The 20706-nt window shown below is 70.0% G+C and carries 22 protein-coding genes; 10 read left to right on the forward strand and 12 right to left on the reverse strand.

The genetic code is table 11. The features are described 5' to 3' along the window. The first annotated feature begins 7 nt into the window (after nt 1–7). The 3 genes from AC6JA9_RS09985 to AC6JA9_RS09995 all read left to right on the forward strand — a co-directional run bounded on the left by AC6JA9_RS09985 (nt 8) and on the right by AC6JA9_RS09995 (nt 2924). Complete coding sequence (locus tag AC6JA9_RS09985) at nt 8–1054, forward strand: sensor histidine kinase (RefSeq protein ID WP_426732808.1); 1047 nt, start codon at nt 8–10, stop codon at nt 1052–1054. Next, on the forward strand, nt 1051–1836 hold the full coding sequence (locus AC6JA9_RS09990; protein WP_426732807.1) for a LytR/AlgR family response regulator transcription factor: 786 nt from the start codon (nt 1051–1053) through the stop codon (nt 1834–1836). Before AC6JA9_RS09985 ends, AC6JA9_RS09990 begins: the two co-directional genes overlap by 4 nt. Nucleotides 1837–1949: 113 nt before the next feature. Continuing rightward, nucleotides 1950–2924 (forward strand): TolB family protein, encoded by a 975-nt coding sequence (locus AC6JA9_RS09995; RefSeq protein ID WP_497959569.1) that lies wholly within the window; start codon nt 1950–1952, stop codon nt 2922–2924. Nucleotides 2925–3261: 337 nt separating this feature from the next. Here the strand turns inward: AC6JA9_RS09995 and AC6JA9_RS10000 are convergent, their stop codons facing one another. Then, the gene (locus AC6JA9_RS10000) at nt 3262–4056 is read right to left on the reverse strand and encodes a dioxygenase family protein (protein ID WP_223747951.1); all 795 of its coding nucleotides are present in this window, start codon (nt 4054–4056) and stop codon (nt 3262–3264) included. A gap of 148 nt (nt 4057–4204) precedes the next feature. Continuing rightward, nucleotides 4205–5050 (reverse strand): DUF6597 domain-containing transcriptional factor, encoded by an 846-nt coding sequence (locus AC6JA9_RS10005; protein WP_497959570.1) that lies wholly within the window; start codon nt 5048–5050, stop codon nt 4205–4207. 90 nt (nt 5051–5140) lie between these two features. On the opposite strand from AC6JA9_RS10005, the gene AC6JA9_RS10010 reads away from it, so the two are divergent. Next, the gene (locus tag AC6JA9_RS10010; RefSeq protein ID WP_223784581.1) at nt 5141–5659 is read left to right on the forward strand and encodes a DUF3224 domain-containing protein; all 519 of its coding nucleotides are present in this window, start codon (nt 5141–5143) and stop codon (nt 5657–5659) included. A gap of 62 nt (nt 5660–5721) precedes the next feature. After that, nucleotides 5722–6384: a hypothetical protein gene (locus tag AC6JA9_RS10015; protein ID WP_223784582.1), complete on the forward strand. Its 663-nt coding sequence runs from the start codon at nt 5722–5724 to the stop codon at nt 6382–6384. A 9-nt stretch (nt 6385–6393) separates the two neighbouring features. Here AC6JA9_RS10015 and AC6JA9_RS10020 read toward each other — a convergent pair whose 3' ends face one another. The 4 genes from AC6JA9_RS10020 to AC6JA9_RS10035 all read right to left on the reverse strand — a co-directional run bounded on the left by AC6JA9_RS10020 (nt 6394) and on the right by AC6JA9_RS10035 (nt 9640). After that, nucleotides 6394–7536 (reverse strand): leucine-rich repeat domain-containing protein, encoded by a 1143-nt coding sequence (locus tag AC6JA9_RS10020; protein WP_497959571.1) that lies wholly within the window; start codon nt 7534–7536, stop codon nt 6394–6396. Between the two features lie 72 nt (nt 7537–7608). Beyond that, nucleotides 7609–7848, reverse strand: coding sequence for a hypothetical protein (locus AC6JA9_RS10025; protein WP_223747957.1), 240 nt, complete (start codon nt 7846–7848; stop codon nt 7609–7611). 139 nt (nt 7849–7987) lie between these two features. Continuing rightward, complete coding sequence (locus AC6JA9_RS10030; RefSeq protein ID WP_497959572.1) at nt 7988–8863, reverse strand: NAD(P)-dependent oxidoreductase; 876 nt, start codon at nt 8861–8863, stop codon at nt 7988–7990. Between the two features lie 30 nt (nt 8864–8893). Further along, nucleotides 8894–9640: an SDR family oxidoreductase gene (locus tag AC6JA9_RS10035; protein ID WP_223784586.1), complete on the reverse strand. Its 747-nt coding sequence runs from the start codon at nt 9638–9640 to the stop codon at nt 8894–8896. A 169-nt stretch (nt 9641–9809) separates the two neighbouring features. On the opposite strand from AC6JA9_RS10035, the gene AC6JA9_RS10040 reads away from it, so the two are divergent. The 3 genes from AC6JA9_RS10040 (at nt 9810) to AC6JA9_RS10050 (ending at nt 11737) form a co-directional block, all read left to right on the forward strand. Next, nucleotides 9810–10619: an AraC family transcriptional regulator gene (locus tag AC6JA9_RS10040; protein ID WP_223747959.1), complete on the forward strand. Its 810-nt coding sequence runs from the start codon at nt 9810–9812 to the stop codon at nt 10617–10619. Between the two features lie 44 nt (nt 10620–10663). Next, on the forward strand, nt 10664–11233 hold the full coding sequence (locus tag AC6JA9_RS10045; RefSeq protein ID WP_267697471.1) for a hypothetical protein: 570 nt from the start codon (nt 10664–10666) through the stop codon (nt 11231–11233). A gap of 66 nt (nt 11234–11299) precedes the next feature. Next, nucleotides 11300–11737, forward strand: a complete 438-nt coding sequence (locus AC6JA9_RS10050; RefSeq protein WP_223747961.1) for a GFA family protein — start codon at nt 11300–11302, stop codon at nt 11735–11737. A 22-nt stretch (nt 11738–11759) separates the two neighbouring features. On the opposite strand, the gene AC6JA9_RS10055 is transcribed toward AC6JA9_RS10050, so the two are convergent. Continuing rightward, nucleotides 11760–12389 carry a TetR/AcrR family transcriptional regulator gene (locus tag AC6JA9_RS10055; RefSeq protein WP_223784589.1) on the reverse strand — a complete coding sequence of 210 codons (630 nt, stop codon included), beginning with the start codon at nt 12387–12389 and terminating at the stop codon, nt 11760–11762. A gap of 199 nt (nt 12390–12588) precedes the next feature. Between AC6JA9_RS10055 and AC6JA9_RS10060 the strand changes: the two genes are divergently transcribed. Both AC6JA9_RS10060 and gad read left to right on the forward strand, forming a co-directional pair. Further along, a complete protein-coding gene (locus AC6JA9_RS10060; RefSeq protein ID WP_497959573.1) occupies nt 12589–14430 on the forward strand; it encodes a M4 family metallopeptidase in 1842 nt (613 codons plus the stop codon). A 231-nt stretch (nt 14431–14661) separates the two neighbouring features. After that, complete coding sequence (gad, locus tag AC6JA9_RS10065; protein ID WP_497959574.1) at nt 14662–16053, forward strand: glutamate decarboxylase; 1392 nt, start codon at nt 14662–14664, stop codon at nt 16051–16053. Nucleotides 16054–16117: 64 nt separating this feature from the next. Here the strand turns inward: gad and AC6JA9_RS10070 are convergent, their stop codons facing one another. The 5 genes from AC6JA9_RS10070 to AC6JA9_RS10090 all read right to left on the reverse strand — a co-directional run bounded on the left by AC6JA9_RS10070 (nt 16118) and on the right by AC6JA9_RS10090 (nt 20641). Beyond that, the gene (locus AC6JA9_RS10070; RefSeq protein WP_497959575.1) at nt 16118–16957 is read right to left on the reverse strand and encodes an alpha/beta fold hydrolase; all 840 of its coding nucleotides are present in this window, start codon (nt 16955–16957) and stop codon (nt 16118–16120) included. Between the two features lie 72 nt (nt 16958–17029). After that, the gene (locus tag AC6JA9_RS10075; protein ID WP_426747690.1) at nt 17030–17230 is read right to left on the reverse strand and encodes a hypothetical protein; all 201 of its coding nucleotides are present in this window, start codon (nt 17228–17230) and stop codon (nt 17030–17032) included. A gap of 9 nt (nt 17231–17239) precedes the next feature. Beyond that, entirely contained in the window at nt 17240–18175 is a 936-nt protein-coding gene (locus AC6JA9_RS10080) for a hypothetical protein (protein ID WP_497959576.1), read from the reverse strand. A gap of 54 nt (nt 18176–18229) precedes the next feature. Next, nucleotides 18230–18967, reverse strand: a complete 738-nt coding sequence (locus AC6JA9_RS10085; protein WP_497959577.1) for a hypothetical protein — start codon at nt 18965–18967, stop codon at nt 18230–18232. A 201-nt stretch (nt 18968–19168) separates the two neighbouring features. After that, nucleotides 19169–20641, reverse strand: a complete 1473-nt coding sequence (locus AC6JA9_RS10090) for an MDR family MFS transporter (RefSeq protein ID WP_223784592.1) — start codon at nt 20639–20641, stop codon at nt 19169–19171. Between the last annotated feature and the right edge of the window lie 65 nt (nt 20642–20706).

Consider the following 20706-nt stretch of genomic DNA (forward strand, 5'->3'; position numbering starts at 1 on the left):
TGAAGCCATGTCACGCGGACGCGGCTGGCTGTTGTGGGTGGGGGCCTTCTCCTACTGGACCTTGCAGGGACTGGCGGCCTCCAGTGAGGCGCACTCCGTGCGGGGCGTGTCCTGGACGCAGGCGCTGCTCACGGATGGCTTCGCCACGGCGCTGTGGGCGCCCGTCACCATCGCGGTGGTGCACTTCGGCCTGCGCTTCCCGTTCGACCGGCGCCTGTGGCGCTCGCGGCTCGCGCTGCATGTGGGGGGCGCGCTCGCGGTCTCGTTCTTCCGGGCGACGGTCATCTACTCGCTGGACCCGTACTTCCACTGGTACGACGCGCCGCCCGCGTACACGGCGGTGCTCGAGCATGCGCTGCTCTACAACCCGTTCATCTACCTGACGCTCCTGGGCGTGGCCCACGCCATCTACTACGCGGAGCAGCTGCGGCTGCGTGACACCCAGCTCGCCCGCGCGCAGCTCCACGCGCTGGAGGCGCAGCTGCATCCGCACTTCCTCTTCAACACGCTCAACTCCATCTGCGCGCTGGTGCGCAGGGACCCGCTGGGCAGCGAGCGGATGATTGCGCGCCTCAGTGACCTGCTGCGGGAGACGCTCCAGGCGGCGGGGCGCGAGGAGGTGCCCCTGCGCGACGAGCTGCGCACGCTCCAGCTCTACCTGGACATCCAGGGCGTGCGCTTCAACGACCGGCTCCGGGTGGAGCAGGACATCTCGCGGGAGGCGCTGGGCGCGCGGGTGCCGCACCTGGTGCTGCAGCCCCTGGTGGAGAACGCCATCCAGCACGGCATCGCGCCGCGCTCGGCGCCGGGCACGGTGACGGTGACGGCCAGGCGCGAGGGGCCGGAGCTGCTGCTGGAGGTCCGCGACGACGGCGTGGGGCTGCGCGAGGGCGCGGCGGCGAAGTCCGAGCGGGGCGGCAAGGGGCTGTGGATCACCCGCGAGCGCCTGGTGCAGCTCTACGGCCCCGCGCATCGGCTGAAGCTGGAGGCTCGCGAGGAGGGTGGGGCGCGGGTGTCGCTGGCCATTCCCTTCCGGACGGAGCGTGCGGCGTGACGCAGCCCATCCGCGTGCTCATCGTCGACGACGAACCGCTCGCCCGGGCGCGGCTCAAGGAGCTGCTCTCGGAGGAGCCGGACATGGCCGTCATCGGTGAGTGTCGGGACGGCAACGAGGCCATCGACGCCATCGGCAGGCAGCGCCCGGACCTGGTGCTGCTGGACGTGCAGATGCCGGAGCCGGATGGCTTCGGGGTGCTGCGGGCGGTGTCGCGCGAGCACCCGCCGGCGGTCATCTTCGTGACGGCGCACCGGGACTTCGCGGTGCAGGCGTTCGAGGCGAACGCGCTCGACTACCTGCTCAAGCCCTTCGACCAGGAGCGCTTCCGGCGGAGCCTCTCGCGCGTGCGTGAGCGCAGGCGCACGGGGGCGACGGAGCTGGACGCGGAGCTGGTCGAGCGGCTGGAGTCGCTGTCCTCGAGACTGTCCCCCGCCCCGGAGCGGTATGCGACGCGGCTGGTGGCCAAGGTGGGCTGGCGCATGCGCTTCTTGCGCGTGGAGGACATCGACTACCTGGAGGCGGAGGGCAACTATGTCTGCGTCCACCAGGGCAAGCAGTCCTTCCTGACGCGCGAGACGATGAGCGCGGTGGAGGAGAAGCTGGACCCGAGGGACTTCGTGCGCATCCATCGCTCGCTCATCGTCCGGCTGGACCGGGTGGAGGAGGTGGAGCCGCTGGCGCCCGGGGAGATGGTGCTCACCCTGCGGGACGGCACGAAGCTGACCTCCGGACGCAGCTACCGTGCCCGGCTGCAGCGGGCCCTGGACCTGCCCTCCTGAGCGTTGGTCGGGGCGGGCTCCACGGTTCGTCCCGGAAGCTCCACCGTTCATCCCATCGTCAATGCGGCCGTCGAGCAGGGAGGCGATGGTGTCTCCAACAAAGGAGACGCCGCATGCAGCGCTTCACGCCGAGCAAGTCGTGGTCCGTGGGATTCATCGCCGCCCTGTCCTCCCTGTCGATGGCGTGCGCCTCGCAGGCGCCGGAGACGGCACCGGTGGCCGAGGCGCTCGGGGCGAGCGAGGTGTCCAGCGAGGCGTTGCGCTTCCTGAGCTGCACCCCGGGCGGCGACATGTTCGCGCCTGGAGAGGTCTCGCTGCCGGACCGCTCCGAGTACCGGCTCACCTTCTCCGCGGACGGCAACACGGCCTACTACCACGTGGACTCGGCCGAGGCGCCGTTCCAGGCCATCTACGAGACGCGCAAGGTGAACGGCCACTTCACGCCGGGCCAGTTGGTGTCCTTCTCGGGGACGTGGCTGGACACGGACCCGTTCCTGTCGGTCGACGGCCAGTCGCTCTTCTTCTCGTCCACGCGGCCGGTGACGGGGACCGAGGAGCGCGCGGACTCGGACCTGTGGGTGGTGCACAGGCAGGCGGATGGGAGCTGGGGTGAGCCGCTGCACCTGGGGCCGAACGTGAACTCGGACCGGCAGGAGCTGTACGTGAGCGCCACGCGGGATGGGACGTTGTACTTCGCGAGCGGGACGTTCGACTCGGACTTCAACGTGTATCGCGCGGAGCGGCGGGGGCCGGGGTACGCGCCGGCGGAGAAGCTGAGCGTGGCCATCAACAGTCCGGATTATTGGGAGTACAACTCGCACATCTCCGCGGATGGGCGGGTGCTCATCTTCGCGTCGCTCAACCGGCCGGAGGGTTACGGGCTCGGTGACCTGTACGCGAGCGTCAACATCGGCGGGAAGTGGACGAAGGCCATCAACCTGGGGCCGGCGGTGAACACGGAGAAGGACGAGTTCCACCCGTCGCTGAGCGTGGACGGCCGTCACCTCTACTTCGTGCGCCAGACGTGGGCCCCGTTCGTGCCGTCGGACTTCTACACGCTCGACACCCTCTGCCTGCTGTTCCAGTGACGGCGAGGCGCCCTCCGCCCGGGGGCGGCGCCCTCGCCACGCAGCAAGGCGCGGCGGGCGAGGCGTGGTGGAGCCGCGCCACGTCTCGTCCGTCCTCGCCGTGGCCGTGAGGTGGGTTTGACGATGGGGACGCCCTCCGCCCGGGGGCGGCGTTCTCGTCGGGTGGCAAGGCGGGGTGGGCGAGGAGTGGAGCAGGGCCACTCCTCGTCCGCCTTCGCTGTGTGGCTTCGGCGCGCGCAGCGCCAGCGTGCCTGCGACGCGCATGTTGGCCGGGGGATGGCTTCGTCGTCGGGCGGCGAGACGGGGCGTGGAGTGGTGCCCCTGGGGCGCCTCGGCTTCAGCCCGGGATGCCCACGACGAGCGTGACGACGTAGCCGTCCGCGACGCTGCCTGTCACGGTGGCGACCTGGGTGGAGGAGCCATCGCTGAAGACGTTGTCCGTCGCGAGGCTGACGCGTTGGAAGTTGGCGACGCTCTGCGAGTAGCCGGACGTGGCGTAGACCTCGTCGCAGGCGGCCTTGGGCAGGGCGAGCTGGGAGGTGACGAGCTTGTTCGCGGACGAGGTGGCCGAGGCCAGGTCCGGGTACACCTCGAAGTGGATGTGGGGCCAGCGGCCGCTGTAGCAGGCGGGGAAGATGCTGGTGAAGGTGACCTGGCCCTGGCTGTTGGTCTCCTGCACGCCGCGCAGGTAGTTCTCGTTCGTGATGCCCGCCCCGTAGAGGGAGTACTCCCCCGAGTTGTCGCAGTGCCACAGATAGACGGCGCGGCCGGCGAGCGGGGCGCAGGCATCGTTGACGTCGACGAGGGTGAGTGTCACCGTCGTGAGGACTCCCTCGGCGACGGTGCGGGTGTTGCCGAAGCTCGCGCGGATGTCCGAGCGGACGATGCCCGACTGCTGGAGGACGTTGGGCCCGTTCGAGCCGTCGGCGGGGTAGGGGCCGGCGGTCTCCTCGGGGATGCGCGAGCAGCCGGACGGGTCCGGTGTCGGGTCGTCATCGTCGCCGCAGCCGAGCCATGGAATGAGGCTGGCGCCGGCCATCCAGCGCAGCACCTGTCTGCGTCCCGCGCGTGCCATCAGGACGCGCAGGTCCTGCTGGAGCCCTTGATGGTGACGCGGATCCTCGTCGCTCATGTGTCCTCCCCTTGGGTCGTGCCAAGGTAGGAACCCGGTCTGAAGGAAGTCCGCGCGGGCGTGGTCCACTCAACGCCTGTCCCGACAGGTGTTGGCGACTGGAGGTTCGTGTCGCGCCGGAGCGCGGGCTTCCTGAGACCCATGAGGTTCACGGGCGTCGGCGGACCTGCTGCCCCAAGGCGCTCCGGCTCGCGGCGGCGCGCTCGGCGTACTGTCCCGGAGAGCAGCCGACCAGGGCCTTGAAGTCGCGGATGAAGTGGGACTGGTCGAAGTAGCCCAGTTGGAGCGCCAGGCTCGCCATGTCGGGCACCTGGACGCGCGCGAGCTGCTCGGCGGCTTCGTGGAGCCGGTAGCGCTTGAGGACCCACTTGGGACTCACTCCCACCGCCGCGCTGAACCTCCGCTGGAGGTTGCGCGGCTCCAGCTTCGCCAGCGCGGCCACCTGCTCCATCCGTGTCACCGACGCGTCCGCCGCCAGTCGCTCCACCAGGTCCCGCATCCTCGCGATGGGCTCGGGCATGGGCGGCAGCCGTCGCCGCAGGAAGTCCTGCGCCAGCGTCACGCACCGGCGCACGTCCGGCTCCGCCAGGATGGCGTCCTTCAGCGCGATGCCCTCCCTCCCGAACACCGAACGCACGCTCACCGTCCGGTCGGTGAGCTGGGACAAGGGCGCCCCCAACACCGGCTGGAACGCCGCGGGCCGGAACTTGATGCCGAACACCCGCGACTGTCCCTGAATCCTCCGGCGGAACCGGCGCGACTGCACCCCCGTGACGCGGCCCTGTCCCCGGTCGAACACCACATGCACACAGGGATGGGGGAGCGTCTCCGCCAGGAGCGGCGGCTCGCCGCGCAAGTCCCACCGCACCGTCCAGAAGTGCTGGATGAACTCCTCCAGCTCCGCGGCGGGCGCGAAGCGCTCATGCACGATGCTGTCCGCGGGAGCGGGACGTTGGAGGACGCCACGCACGGCGTCGATGCGAGGGCGACTCACCAGCGCGCATTCTGTCGGCGTGTCGCGTTTTTGCAATCCACCCGCCGCGCCGCCACGTATCTGACGGCCCACAACCACGAAGGAGCTCCCATGACGAAGACGGGAACGAATGTGTTGGCGTGGGTGCTCGGCGCCGTGCTCTTCCAGGGCTGCGCGAGCACCCCTGCGGCGGCGACACCCACCCGGACCGGAAGCGAGACGAACATGACGAAGCACGTGAAGGGCATCTTCAACGTCAAGGCGACCCCCCTGGCCCCGGACGCGGGCGCGGCGCAGTCCCCCATCGGCCGGCTGTCCATCGACAAGCGCTACCATGGCGCACTGGAGGGCACGGGCGTGGGTCAGATGCTCGCCACGCTCGACGAGGGCCAGTCCGGTGGCTACGTCGCGCTGGAGCGCGTCACCGGCACCCTCGAGGGACGCAAGGGCAGCTTCACCCTCATGCACTCGGGCTCCATGACGCGCGGAGCATTCAAGGTCGTCGGCTCCGTCGTGCCCGAGTCCGGAACGGACGACCTCCAGGGCATCTCCGGCACGTACGAGATTCAAATCGACGAGAAGGGCGTCCACCTGTACGTGCTCGACTACACCCTCGCGAGCCAGCCCTGAGCAAACGGCCCGAAAGCCCCGAGCGACTTCCGTTCTCGCTCGGGACGGGATAGAGGCCACGCATGGCGAGCGCGACGTGGCGAGAGGATTTGAAGGCCCTGCTGGACGAGATGGACGCCTGGGCCCAGGCGCGGGGCTGGCGGCTCATCCGGGAGGCACCCCTGACGCGCGAGGAGGTGGACGCGCTGCCCCGCATGCTGACCGGGTTCGAGTACGAGCTTCCGACGCCCTATCGCGAGGAGGCCTTCGTCATCCCGGACAGCTATCGCGAGTTCCTGATGCTGCACCGCGAGGTCCGGCTCGAGTACCAGCCGGACACCGAGGAGTGGGAGACGTATCGCCCGTTCCACGTCTGGGCGCCCACGATGGCCTCCCTCACGGCGGCCTGGACTCCCGCGGGCACCACGGTGGATGGCCGGGAGATCACGACGACGGACCTCATCTCCTTCGCGGATGCGTACATGGGCGTGGAGGCGTCGCGGTGGTGCTTCTACACGCGCACCACACCGAAGGATGGAGAGCTGCCCGTCTACTTCGAGGATAACGACTACGAGGCGCTCGCTGGCCACTACGTGGACGACGGCACGTGGTTGGACGAGAACGACCCGATGATGTTCGGCTTCGAGAGCTTCGAGCACTGGTTCCGCGCGCTGTGCAAGGTGCTGCGTCGCGAGGACGTGGACCCCGAGGACCTCCGGCAGGTGGGCGACTCCATCCAGGAGTGAGTCCCCCCGTCACGGTCGCGGATACATCGAGCACTCGGGACGGGCCTGTCTGAAGGCCTCGAGCTCCCCCGGTGGGACGTCCGTGCGCGACAGGTCCAGGAACTTGAGCGCGGGCAGTTGGCTCAGCCACGCCGGCAGCGCGGTGAGGCGCGTGTTCTTGAGGCTGAGCGAGCGCAGGCGCGGAAGCTGCCCGAGCGCCTCCGGGAGCGTGGCGACCGCGGTGTGGTCCAGGTTGAGTGACTCGAGGTCCTGAAGGCGCCCCAGCTCGGCGGGCAGCGTGGCCAGCTCCGCGTTCCAGGAGCAGTCGAGCTGCTTGAGCTTCGTGAGCTGGCCCAGCACGGAGGGCAGCTCCTTGAGCCCCGCCCCCTTCACCGTCAGGGTCTCCAGCTGGGAGAACTCGGCCACCATGTCCGGCACCACGCCCAGCTTGCGGTGGAGCAGCGAGATGGCGCGGGTGTCACGAGGGAAGGTGTCGAAGAGGGCCGCCGCGCCCGCCTGCCTCGCCTTCGCCGCCACTTCGCCGAGGGACTCCTGGAGCAGCGCGAGCGGGTCCCCCAGCTCGGGCTTCTTCGCCGGCTTCGCGATGGCCTTGCGCAGGGGTTCGAGGGCCTTGCCGAGCCACGCTTCAAAGCTTCCCAGCTCGCGCAGGGGCAGGCTGTCCTCCACCTGGAACACGACGGGGGCGCCGCCCTTCGCACCGAGCCCGAAGGCGAAGCCGTTGACGTCGTTCAGGTCCGCGGAGGCGAACATCACGAAGCGGTACACGTGACGGCCCGCCTCCCGCTCCTTACGCACCTCGGTCCACTGACGGTTCGGCTCGCCCATGCCCTGGGACGCGCTCGCGCGCCAGCGCGGCGGCAGGAACGCCAGGGCCTTCTTGCCCGTGTTGAGCCAGCGATACCCCAGCGCCTCGACGAAGCGCTGGTACGACTCGGGCAGGAGTCCCGTCTCGTCGGGGCCCTGCTCGAACACCCGGCTCATGGGCTCCAGGTCCGCGGGGTACTGGCCCACGGCCTTCTCCCCCAGCACGGCGAGCACCTGCTGCTCCAGCCCGGTCCACGCCGCCTCGGGAGCGACAGGCTCCGGCTTCCCGGCGGAGGCGCGGGGCGTGGACTTGCTCTGGGGGGACGAGGAGGTCTTCTTCTGCGCCATGCAACACCACGGGTTCGAGTCGAGGCGCACCGCGCGCGGGGTGCCCGCGGTGCGCCTCGTGACGAATCCCGTCTAACACTCTTCGGCGAGACACTGCGTCATGCACTCCGTATTCGTGCCGCACCGCTGACGACAGATGCGGTTGCACAGGCAGGTCGGGTTGTCCTCACACGCCTGCGCGCTCACGTCCGAGCCGGTATCCGCCGGCTGCTCGCTCACGGGTTCTTGAGTCTCCTCGGGCAGCGGTGCGCCACATCCGAACATCAGGCCGAGGGCCGTCACCGTGGCCAGCCACATGCTTGCTCTCTTCATCCTGTCTTCCTGGTGGGACGCGCGGGAGTGCGCACCCGGAGTCTAAAGGCAAGCAGTCCAGGAGCGCGAACGCTGCAGTGAGAGCGTCAAATGACAATCAGCCATGCTCTCTGACGCACCGCTCTATCCTTTGTCACACTCAGCGCAGGAAGCGCGCGAGGACCGAGAAGTCGTCCTGTCCGTGCCCCGCCTTCCGGGCGGTCTGGATGAGTGCATCCATGGCCTTGGGGAGGGCGTGGTGGATGTTCCGCTCCTCGCACAGGTGAAGCAGGTGCTGGAACGCCACGTTGTGCGTGTCGAGCGTGGCGGGGCTCTCGGTGTCCGCGCTGTACCGCTCCTGCTGGATGCGCTGGAGCAGGTCGGCCACGCCGAACTGAATCATGGGCACGACGGAGTCCAGATGCGGGCCGAGCGCGTCGAGCGCAATCCCCTCCGCCCGGCAGATGGCCGCGGCCTGCAGCCCGCTGAACAGCGAGCCCCACATGTGGAACAGCATCGCGCTGTCGAGCGCGGAGGCATGGCCCTCGTCCTCGCTCACGTGCTGCGTGTTTCCACCGAGCGCCGCCAGCACGGCCTGGTGCTTGTCGTACAGGGCCTTCGGGCCCGCGTACAGGAGCGTGCAGTGGGGCTGACCGATGAGGTCTGGCGTGGCCATGATGGCGCCGTCCAGGTAGTCGATGCCGTGCCGACGTGCCCACGTCGCCTGCTCGCGCGCCAGCCTCGGCGAGCCGGACGTGAGCTGCACCAGCACCTTGCCGCGAAGCTCCCGCGTCACCTCGTCCTGGCGCAGCAGCGCGTCGCTGGTGTCGTAGTCGTTCACGTTCACGATGACGACGCTGGCGGCGTGTACCGCGTCCCGCACGGAGTCGGCGATGCGCGCGCCCGCCGTGGCCAGCGGCTCGCACCGTGCCCGGGTGCGATTCCAGACCGTCGTCGTGTATCCGCTCTGGAGGAAGGCCTTGACCAAGGCGGAGCCCATGCGGCCCGCGCCGATGACGCTGATGTGTGGCTTCATGTCGTGTGTCCTTCGAGGTGGAAGTGGAACTCAGAACTGCGACAGGCCGCCGTCGACGGGCAGCTCCGCGCCGGTGGTGAACGTGGCCTCGAGGCCGAGGAACAGCGCCGCCCGGGCCACCTCCTCGGCGTCCGCGATGCGCTTCATGGGCGTCAGGTGCAGGCCCTCCTGCTCGAAGGCCTCCACCTCCTGGGGCGTGGCGCCGGTGACGCCCAGCGTGGGCGTGCGCGTGAAGCCCGGGCTCACCGCGTTCACCCGGATGCCCCGCGCCACCAGCTCCGCGCCGAGCACCCGCACGAACGAGCGGACCGCCGCCTTCGAGCCCGAGTAGACGCTCATGCCCGGCGCGCCCGTCTCGTCCGCCACCGACGTGGTGAAGACGAACGCGCCGCCATCCCGCACGAGGGGCGCCAGCCGCTGCGCCGTGAAGAACGCCCCCTTCGTGTTGATGCCGAAGGTCTCGTCGTACACCGCCTCTGTCACCTGCTCGAAGGGCACCAGCTTCGCGAACCCCGCGTTGACGAGGACGAAGTCCACCGCGCCCAGCGTCTGCTTCACGTGCGTGGCCAGGGCGTCGATGTCCCGCAGGCTCGCCGTGTCGGAGCGCACCACGTGGGCACGCGGCCCCAGCTCCTTGCGCGCCGCCTCCAGTCCCTGCTCGCCGCGGCCGGTGAGCAGCACCTCCGCGCCCTCGGCGAGCAGCGCCTTCACCGCGGCGAGCCCGATGCCCGCCGTTCCTCCCGTCACCACCACTTTCTTCCCGGAATACCGTCCCATGTCGTCTCTCCCCTGAGGTCCTGCCTGGATGCACGGCCGCACGCCGAGCGCGTCGGGCGCGGCGGCTTCATCGCGTGTGGGAGAGGAATACCGACGGCCCCCTCGGGGGTCGCGCACGCACGGATGTTTCGGGAGCACGAAAGGACGCCGCCCCCTATATTCAGGGGCCATGAGCGAGCACGCGCGACGACCTCGAGTCGGCCTGGGGGTCGACCTGCGCACCACGCGCGCCGGAGACCGGGTCCACCTGGCGAGCTCGGACCATGTCCTCAACATCCACGCCGGTGAGCCCGTGCGGGTGTCCTGTCTCGCCAGCCAGAACTATTCGGTGCGCACGCGAGGAGAGCTGTTCCTCCTGCCGGCGGGCCACACCGACACCTGGGTGGAGGACGATGACAGCGTGGGCCTGGACCTGCGCCTGCCGCACTCCCTTCTCCAGCGGGCGGCCGAGGACATGGGGTTGGACCCGGACCGCGTGGGCGTGGCGCTGCGGCACCACTTCCGCGACGCGCAGTTGGAGCACATCGCCTGGGCGCTGGAGGCGGAGGCCCGCGCGGACTTCCCCAACGGGCTGCTGTACCGGGAGAGCCTGGGCCTCGCGCTCGCGGCCCGGCTGCTGTCCCACTACCGCGCGGAGGTCGAGGTGCGTGGGGGCCTGTCCGCGGACCAGCTCCAGCGCGTCACGGACTACGTGGAGACGCACCTGGACGAGGACCTCTCGCTCGCGACGCTGGCCCGCGTGGCGGCCGTCAGCGCGTCGCACCTCAAGACGCTCTTCAAGCGCTCCACCGGGCTGCCCGTCCACGAGTACGTGATTCAGCGCCGCGTGGAGCGGGCCCGCACGCTGCTCCTGCGCGGCGAGCTGCCCACGGGACAGGTGGCCCTGGAGGCGGGCTTCTCCCACCAGAGCCACATGGCCCGCTGGATGCGCCGCGTGCTGGGCGTGACGCCGGGTGACATCCTCCGCTCGCGCGCCTGATTCCGCGTTGCCGGTGGGGCCGATGCAGGCGTAGAGCCTTCCTCATGTCCGAGGAGACGCCCGATGTCCGCATGCTCGCCATCTTCGAGGCGAATGGCTTCCACTTCGCCTCCGCCGAGGAGGCCTGGGCCCGCGCCCGGCACCTGTACCCGCTGCTGCCTTCCGTGGTCGACCGCTTCCCGGAGGAGCGCGCCCACCAGGTCTGCGCGGACTGGTTGAGCCGGGTGGCCGAGCGCATCCAGGACGCGCGGCCGGCGGCGGAGCTGTTCGCCCAGGCTCGCGCGAAGACGCCTCCACGCCAGGCGCACCTCGTCGCCAGCGGGCTGGGAGACCTGCGCAATGCGTGGGTGCTGGGCGGGAAGCCCGCGGCCGCCGCCTTCGCCGATGCCGCCAGCCACCTCGCGGAGGTCTGGGCGGCCAGGACCTCAGGGGAGGAGGACGCAGAGACCGACGCGTGGGCGCGCTCCCAGGAGGCCTCCAAGGCCCTGGTGACGGCCTGGGTGCTGAACCAGGGGCGGGGGGACCAGGACAAGGAGGCCCGGGTCCAGGCCCGCGAGGCGCTGACCGACCTGCTGCGGGAGGCCCGGGCCGCGAAGGCCCTCGAACAAACCTGACATACTCCTGTCACGGGCAGGGTCCATAACTCCCTCATCACAGCGACTCACCGAGGAGAACCCGCCATGAGCCTGACCCCTGCCCAGAAGTCCCCCACCCTGAAGAAGTACGTCGGCGGCTGTCACTGCGGCGCCGTGCGCTTCGAGGCCGAGGTGGACCTCGCCGAGGCGGTGAACCGCTGCAACTGCACCGTCTGCACGAAGATGGGCGGCACGACGACGCAGGTGGCCCCCAGCTCGTTCCGCGTCCTCCAGGGCGAGGGCGAGACGGGCGAGTACCGCGTGGGCAAGAGCCCCAACTACCGGCGCTTCTGCAAGCACTGCGGCGTCCAGGCCTACGGCGGTGGCTTCGTCGAGGAGCTGGGCGGGGACTTCCGCTCCATCAACGTGGGCTGCCTGGACGGCGTGGACCTCTCCAAGCTCACGGTCCAGTACTGGGACGGCCGTCACGACAACTGGGAGGCGGGCCCGCGCTCCGAGCCGTGGCCCCTGCGCGCCGCCTGAGGCGCCTCGAGCGGGCCCGTCCTCAGCGGCGGGCCAGCGTGGCTTCCAGGCCGAGCAGCACGACGTCCAGGCCGCGCCGGAACTCCTCGTCAGGGGGGAGCCGCCGCGCGTCCCCGGCCGTCTGTCGCAGCAGGGGATGGCGGCCGGCGTCCAGCTGTGTGAGCGCGGCGGTGCCCTCTCCGGACAGGGCGCCCAGGTGCATGAGCTGGACGGAGCCGAAGACGTGGCTCACCAGCGTGCGCAGGGCGACGAGCCGCCCAAGGCCCTCGAAGCCGCCCTCCGTCAGGAGCGCGAGCAGCGCCTCGGCCCACGCCAGCGTGCCCTCGGTGCAGTGGCGCCGGGTGAGCACCAGCGGCGCGACGCAAGGGTGGCGCGCCACCGCCCCTCGCACCTGTCCCAGCAGCGTCTTCACCCGCTCGGTCCAGGGCGTGTCCCCGCCCGGGCCGGGCAGGCGCACGTCCCGCATCACCGCGTCGACGACCAGCGACTCCAGCGCCTCCCGCCCCTCCACGTAGCGGTACAGGGACATGGTCCCCATGCCGAGCGCGCTCGCCACCGAGCGCATGGACAGCGCGGCCAGCCCCTCCCGCTCGATGACGGTGAGGGCGGCGTCGGCGATGCCGGGCAGGGTGAGCGAGCGGGGACGTGGCATGGGCGCGGGGCTGGCGTACAGCGTACGCCCAGGGTGGGGCCGTTACGACTCATCTTGAGCGGAGGCCGGGGCCTCCATGATTCCGGCAGGTTGCCTGCTCCGACAGGGCGTGTGTGCTTTTTCCTCCTATCGCGACACAACCTCGGGTGCCCAGAGTCCGAGAATCTTCACGAACCTGTCACCTCTGGGCCCCCCCACCATGAAGATTCGCGCCGACCTCCCGAAGCTTCCCGTCACGCGTTCCACGGACCCCCGGCCCGCGACGGCGCCCGAGGTGAAGAACAAGGCCCTGGGCTTCACCGAGGGCTCCACCTTCGAGGCGGCGACGAAGCCCGCGCTGGCGAAGCCGGCCACGCCGCTGACGGCGCCGACGGTGAAGTCCGGCCCGGTGGCCCTGGACAGCGACACCAGCAAGGCGGCCATCCAGACGACGGTGGACTTCCTGCAGAAGCAGGCGGCGCCCACGGTGTCGCAGCTGCTGGCCGGCAAGCAGGGCGTCAACGCCGCGGACTTCGCGCCGCGCGCGGTGGAGAAGGACGACCTGGGCTTCACGCACGTGCGCATGGACCGCAAGCACGAGGGGGTGCCCGTCTTCGGCGAGCAGGTGGTGGGTCACCTGGACCGCGAGGGCAAGCTGGAGAGCCTGACGGGTGACGTGGGCACCATCCCCGCGGGCCTGGGCAAGAAGGAGACGAAGCTGTCCGCCGAGGACGCGCTGGCCGTGGCCCAGAAGGAGTTCAACGGCCCCACGGACCGCAAGCCCGTCTCCGAGCGCGTCATCTTCAAGGACGCCAACGGCGAGTACAAGGCCGCGTACCACGTGGAGCTGAGCAACACGACGGACGTGGGCCCGGGCAAGGACCCGCGCCGCATGCAGTACCTGGTCGACGCGAACACCGGCAAGGTGCTGGAGCAGTACAACCAGATGGGCGGCGTGGGCAGCCACGCGCACGGCGCGGACCACGCGGGCCACTCGCACGGGGTGAAGCCCTCGCTGACGGCCGAGACGCCGACGACCGAGGAGCCCGGCACGCCCACACCCTCGAGCAAGGCGGACGACACCACCCAGTACAGCGGCAAGGTGGAGATCGGCAGCACGAAGAACGCGGACGGCACGTACTCGCTCGAGGACACCTCGCGCGGCGGCGGCGTGGTGACGCGCGACGCGCTCAACCGCGACCCGAACACCGACAACACCACGCACGCGGCCGTCACCGACGACAACGACATCTGGGGCGAGGGCACCGACTCCGCGCGCAACAAGGACGCGGTGGACGCGCAGTACGGCGCCCAGGCCACGTACGACTTCTACAAGGACGTGCTCGGCCGAGACTCCATCGACGGCAAGGGCGAGAAGCTCATCTCCGACGTGCACGTGGGCAAGGACTTCGCCAACGCCTTCTGGGACGGCGAGAAGATGAACTACGGCGACGGTGACGGCGACCAGTTCGGCTCGCTCACCACGCTGGACATCGCGGGCCACGAAATCACCCACGGCCTCACCGAGCGCACCGCGGGCCTGCAGTACCGCAACGAGTCGGGCGCCCTCAACGAGGCGATGAGCGACATCATGGGCGTGGGCGTGGAGTGGTACGCCAGCCAGCGCAACGAGGCGGTGAAGTTCGACTGGACGGTGGGCGAGGACACGTTCACGCCCAACAACGGCGACGACACCGACGGCCTGCGTGACCTGAGCAACCCCTCCAGCGACGGCATGTCGCCGGACCACTACTCGAAGCGCTACACCGGCTGGCAGGACAACGGCGGCGTGCACATCAACTCGGGCATCCCGAACAACGCCTTCTACCTGCTGTCCGAGGGTGGCAAGAACCGCACCTCCGGCGTGGAGGTGAAGGACGGCATCGGCATCGAGAAGGGCCTGAAGATCTACTCCCGCGCGCTGAACTTCTACATGACGCCGACCACCAACTTCGCCCAGGCGAAGGAGGCCACGTACAAGGCGGCGCAGGACCTCTACGGCAAGGACTCCGTGGAGGCCCAGAAGGTGCTGGAGAGCTGGGGCGCGGTCGGCGTGAAGTAGTCGCGGTCCCTGCTGCTTCATCCCCGCCGCGCTCGAGTCACCCGGCTCGCGCGGCGGGGCGCATTGCCGGGCCTCCCCGTGCGTCGTCGGCGCCGCGTGCACCTGACAACCGGGGGCTCCCGGGTGGAGCGGACGGCTGCCCGCCGGCTCGTCCCTCTCCGGGGAACGAGGCTCCCACCTGAGGGCAACACCATCTCCTCTTCCAGAGCGCCTTCACCGCCTGGAGAGCACATGCCCCTGCATGGAAAAGACGAAGTCCGGGACCGCCTCAACGATGACGTCTACGCCTCGCCGGATTTGTCCGTGCCGATGCCGAAGTACCGCATCCCCGAGGACGAGCACAGCCCGGACCATGCCTACGCCGTGGTGCACGACGAGCTGCTGCTGGACGGCAACTCGCGGCAGAACCTGGCCACCTTCTGTCAGACCTGGTCCGAGCCCCAGGTGCACAAGCTGATGGACGAGTGCCTCGACAAGAACATGATCGACAAGGACGAGTATCCGCAGACCGCCGAAATCGAGACGCGCTGCGTGAACATGCTCGCCGACCTCTGGCACGCGCCCCACGCGTCCAGCGCCATGGGCTGCTCCACCACGGGCTCCAGCGAGGCGGCCATGCTGGGGGGCCTGGCGCTCAAGTGGCGCTGGCGCAAGCGGCGCGAGGCCGAGGGCAAGCCCACCGACAAGCCGAACCTCATCTGCGGCCCGGTGCAGATCTGCTGGCACAAGTTCGCGCGCTACTTCGACGTGGAGCTGCGCCAGGTGCCGCTCGCGCCCGGGCGCATGGTGATGACGCCCGAGGAGGTGCTCAAGCACTGCGACGAGAACACCATCGGCGTCGTGCCCACGCTGGGCATCACCTTCAACCTGCTCTACGAGCCGGTGGCGGACATCGCCGCGGCGCTGGACGAGCTGGAGGTGCGCACGGGGCTGGACATCCCCATCCACGTGGACGCGGCCAGCGGCGGCTTCCTGGCGCCCTTCATCCACCCGGACGTCGTCTGGGACTTCAAGCTGCCGCGCGTGAAGTCCATCAACGCCTCCGGCCACAAGTTCGGCCTCACGCCGCTGGGCTGCGGCTGGGTGGTGTGGCGCGACAAGGAGGACCTGCCCGAGGAGCTCATCTTCCGCGTGGACTACCTGGGCGGCGACATGCCGACCTTCGCGCTGAACTTCTCGCGGCCGGGCGGCCAGATTGTCATCCAGTACTACAACTTCCTCAGGCTCGGGCGGGAGGGCTACCGGCGGTTGCAGCAGGCGTGCTCGGAAACCGCGAACTACATCGCGAAGGCCATCGAGCAGATCGGCCTGTTCGACATCGTCTACGACGGACGGGGCGGCGTGCCCGGCGTGTGCTGGAAGCTGAAGGAGGGGACGGACCCGGGCTTCACCCTCTACGACCTGGCGGACCGCCTGCGTGAGCGGGGCTGGTTGGTGCCCGCCTATCCCATGCCCGCGAACATCCAGGACCTGGTGGTGCAGCGCGTGCTGGTGCGCCACGGCGTGAGCCGGGACCTGGCGACGCTGCTGGTGACGGACCTGCTCGCGTGCATCGAGCACTTCCGCCGGCATCCGGTCAGCGCGCCGATGACGCGGGAAGAGGCCTCCGGCTACCACCACTGAGGTGGCGCTGTCGGGGAGGGTGCGGGAGCGCGTCGGGTGCGGACGCGCTCCCGTTTCTTCCGCGTCAGCGCTCGTCGTTGCGCTGGAGGAAGTCCACCAGGCTGTCCACGTAGCGCGAGTCGATGAGCGTCGTCAGGTGCGTGCGGCCGGGGATGATGACGTTCTCGAACCCCGCGAGCTCGCGCTCCAGGCGCACCGTCTTGGAGTAGGGCGCGTCGAACTCGCCGTTCACCGCCTGCACCGGCACGCGCAGGGAGGGCAGGTCGATGGAGGGCGGCCACCAGGCGGTCCACGCCTCGGTGATGGCGGCGACGAAGCGCGGGTCCGGCGGCGGCTCTCCGGCGATTGCGTCGAGGATGCGCTGCTCGTCGGGGTCCGTGCCCTTCGGGTCCCGGGCCTCGGCTTCCGCGCGGATGACCGGGTCCAGCTCCTCCACGCCCGCTCCGCCCAGGCTCGCGCTGATGACCCGCTCGGGTGCGCGGGTCATCAACACGCGCGTCAGCGCCGCGCCCATGGAGTAGCCCACGAGGTGGGCCCGCTCGATTCCAAGGGTGTCCATCAGCTCGAGGACATCCCGCACCATGGGCTCGCCGTAGGCGGAGGCCGTGTAGGGGACGTCGCTCTGCCCATGGCCTCGCTGGTCCAGGAGGATGAGGCGGTGGCCCTGCTTCGCCAGCGCTCCGGCGATGCCCGGCGCCACCCAGGACGGATGCGCGCTGCCCAGCAGCCCGTGGAGCATGACCACGGGCGAGCCGCGCCCCTCGACCTCCAGGTAGTGCAGCTTCAGCCCGTCCCGGTTGGTGAACCAGCGGTCCTTCGGCTCCGACGCGGGCTCGGGGTCTTCCGAGCAGCCCACCAGCGCGAGGAGGGCGAGGGGCAACAGGGCCACGTACGACTTCAGCATGCGGTGTGTCTCCCGGAGAGATGCCGTGGTCTCCGGGAAACACCGCGTACTTGCGAAGCTGTTACTGCTGTCTCACCGAAACGCGATGGGCTCGAACTGCTTCCCGTCGCGCGAGGACGTCAGGTGGTGGGGACCACCGTCCACAGCCTGTCCCCGGCGACGACGAGCCGGGGGCGGCGTGCCCGCGAGCGCCGCCACCTTCCCGTCGGAGGTGACGTGCACGTCCGCGAACACCGGGGCCGTCGCGTACACGTCCGGCGCGGCCTGCTTCACGGCCCGGGACTACTTCGCGGCCTTGGACTTCTTCGTGGTGGGCGCCTTGCCCTTGGCGTCCGGCTTCTCGCCCGACAGCGCTTCCAGCTCGCGCACCAGCGGCTTGTCACCCAGCTTCTTCGCGCGCTCGAGGAGCGACTTGCCGCCGACCTTGAAGTCCAGGTTGGCGCCGAGCGCGCGCAGCGCGAGCAGTCGACCCACGCGGCAGGGCGAGGTGACGGGGCCCTTCAGCTCGGCGGACACATCCCAGTCCCCGACGTGGAGCATCCCCTGCGCGAGGTCCTTCGCGCGCTGGCCCTTGGCCGCCCGCGGCTTGCGAGCGCGCAGCCATTCGAGGAAGCCCTCGTCCGCGAACGCGCCCTCCAGTCCCCGGAACGCGGAGGCATGGTCATCCGGATGGAAGGGCGAGGGACGGGGATGCTCGGCCACCCAGTCCAGCAGGACCTGATAGGCGTCAGGCTTGCCCTTGCGCGCGCGGTGGATGGCCTTCCACGCCATCACACCGCGCTCGGCCCGTCGCTGCTCGGGGCGGTCCGCATCCAGCGACTGGCTCTCGGCCAGCAACTGCTCCGCCTGCTTCAGCCGCGCGGGTGTGGGGTCCGTGCGAAGGATGTTCTCCGCGTGCTGTGCCAGCGCGAGCGCGCGAGCCCGGTGCGCCACCGTGTCGCCGCCATCCGCCTTCACCTTCTTCGTCAGCTCCAGGATGCGTCCACGCACCGCGCGCTGCGGCTCCTGGAGCCTGCTCTGCCACTCACCAGGGGAGTGGTCCCGGTCGTGCTCATAGGCCCGGTTCAGCGCGTGCAGGGCCTCCAGGTGGTCCGGTTGCGCGGTGAGGACCTCCTGGAGCAGCGCCTTCGCCTTGGCGAAGCTCTTCGGATACTGGTCCAGGAGCTTGTCGGCGCGGGCGAAGAGCGAGTCGAGGTCGGCGGGCGCAATCTTGGGCATGGGCGCGCAGAGACTGCCCGCAGCGGCCGCCGCGAAGCAATCGCCGAAGCGTCCTCAGGTCGCCGCCGGACTCGTGGCTCGCAGGCCCGGGAGCTCGGCGGTCCGTCGACCTCGCGGCGTGGCGCGGTACAAGGCGTCGACGAACTCCGAGAAGGCCGCATGGCTGGCATCCACCATGGACAACAGGGGCGCACGCTCGCGGGGTGTGAGGCGGGCCTCGAGCAGGCCCGAGTGGTCCACGTCGAAGCCCACCGCATGGCCCGTCTCATGGGACAGATGGAGGCTACCTGCGAACTCCAGGCGCAGGCCCTCGGCCTCCTCCAGCTCCTTCGCCACGGGCGTCAGCGCGCGGAACATCACGTTGCCGGTCTCCTCCATCACCTCGATGAGCACCCACCGCTGGAGCGCGCTGGTGCCGCGGATGCAGCCGGCCAGGGTGTACGTCAGCCGGCGCGCGGGCGCGGTGTCGTCGGACCAGAGCTGTCGAAGGTGGTGCGTCAGCGTCCGCGGGCCGTTGAGCTCCAGCGCCTCCAGGTCGTTGAGGAACCAGGGCCAGTGGTTCTCGTCCTCGCGCGTATGGAGATTGACCGCCTCCTCCAGTGCGTTCCGGGGCTCCGGGAAGCGCAGCACGTAGCGATTGAGGTCCCCGAAGCTCATGATGAAGTGGGACATGAGCGGCAGGAAGCTCAGCCGCTCCCGAGGGGGAATGGAGGTGTCTCGCAGGAAGGCGAACAGCGGCCGCCGCGAGAACTCCAGCTTCTGATGGGCAATCCTTTCCAACACCTGGTGCATGGGAAGCTCCTCGAGCGACGGCGCGGGCCCGGAGGCCATGGGCCCGGAGTGCGATGGAGATGTCTTTCCATGGAAGAGCTAGGGAGCGTCGCCGGACCTGACAAGTGTTTGTCTTTGCGGCGCCCGCGCGCACGGGCCCGCAGGCCCCGCCCGCACGGGCGAGGCCTCCGAGGTGTGCGGGGCCCGCAGGTCCGAGCCGGCTCAGTGCGGCGCGGCGGCGCTGTCGCTGGGGACGGGCGCGTTCGTGTTCCGGCTCACGCGGGGGAAGAACAGCCCCGACACGAAGGCCGCCACCGAGAAGGCGCAGATGAGCCAGAAGTTGATGTTCAACCCCGCGGTGAGCGCCCCGCTCAGCGACTTGAGCATCGCCTCCGGGATGGCCGCGTGCCCCCGCTCGGGCCCCAGCAGCGCGTTGGCGGCCGACAGCGGCACCGACGGGTCCTTCATCAACTGCGACACCATCACCCCGCCCATCAACCCCACGCCCAGCACGCCGCCGATGGTGCGGAAGAACATGTTGCTCGCCGTGGCCACGCCCCGCAGCTCCCAGCCCACGCTGGTCTGCACCGCGATGAGCAGCGCGGTGGACGCGAAGCCCAGCCCCACCCCGAACAGCGCCATGGCCACCTGGAGCGCGATGAGCGACGCGCCCTGGACGAGCAGCAGCGTCATCAGCACCGTGCCCACCATCGTCAGCCCCAGCCCCCCGACGATGAGCGGCCGGAAGCCCGTGCGCAGAAGCAGCTTGCCCGCGAACACCGAGGCCAGCGGCCAGCCGACAATCATCGGAGTAATCATCCCGCCCGCCACCGTGGGCGAGCTGCCCAGCACCGCCTGCACGTACAGCGGCACGTACGTGGTGGCCCCGAACATCGCCGCGGAGAACAGCGCCCCGGCCACCGAGGAGATGGCGATGGCGGGCGACTGGAAGATGCTCATCGGGATGACCGGCGCGGGCGCACGGTGCTCCACCGCGACGAACGCCCACAACAGCCCCAGCGCCACCGGCAGCGCCCACAGGTTCATCCCCAGGCCCTGCACCCCGACGAGCAGCGCCACCACGCCCGCGCACAAGAGCGCCGCGCCCGCGTAGTCCAACTGCTGCGGCTTTCGCTCCACCTGCTCGTGGAAGAACGCCACCACCAGCGCGAACGTCAGCACGCCCACCGGCACGTTGATGAAGAAGATCCAATGCCAGCTCAGGTACTTCACGATGAGCCCGCCCGTGACAGGCCCCACCAGCCCCGCCACGCCCCACACCGCGCTGAACGCGCCCTGCACCCGCGCGCGCTCCTGCATCGTGTACAAATCCCCGATGATGGTCAGCGCCACCGGCTGGATGGCGCCCGCCCCCAGGCCCTGCAACGTCCGGAAGGCGATGAGCAGCCCCATCGACGTCGCCAGCCCGCTGGCGATGGAGCCCACCAGGAACAGGCCGATTCCGAACAGCAGCACCGGCTTGCGACCGTACAGGTCCGCCAGCTTCCCGTAGATGGGGACGGTGATGGTGGACGCCAGCATGTACGCGGTGAAGACCCACGCGTAGCGCTGGATGCCACCCAGCTCGCCCACCACCGTGGGCATCGCGGTGGAGACGACGGTGACCTCCAGCGCCGCCATGAAGAGGCTCGTCGCGAGCGCCAGGGTCGTCAGGGGACGGTGAGTCTTTCGCATGATGTCGGGCGGGGTGGGGTCGCCCACTTCTAATGGCCACCTCCCACAGACGCCAGCGTCAATCT

Source organism: Myxococcus sp. MH1 (assembly GCF_059738865.1).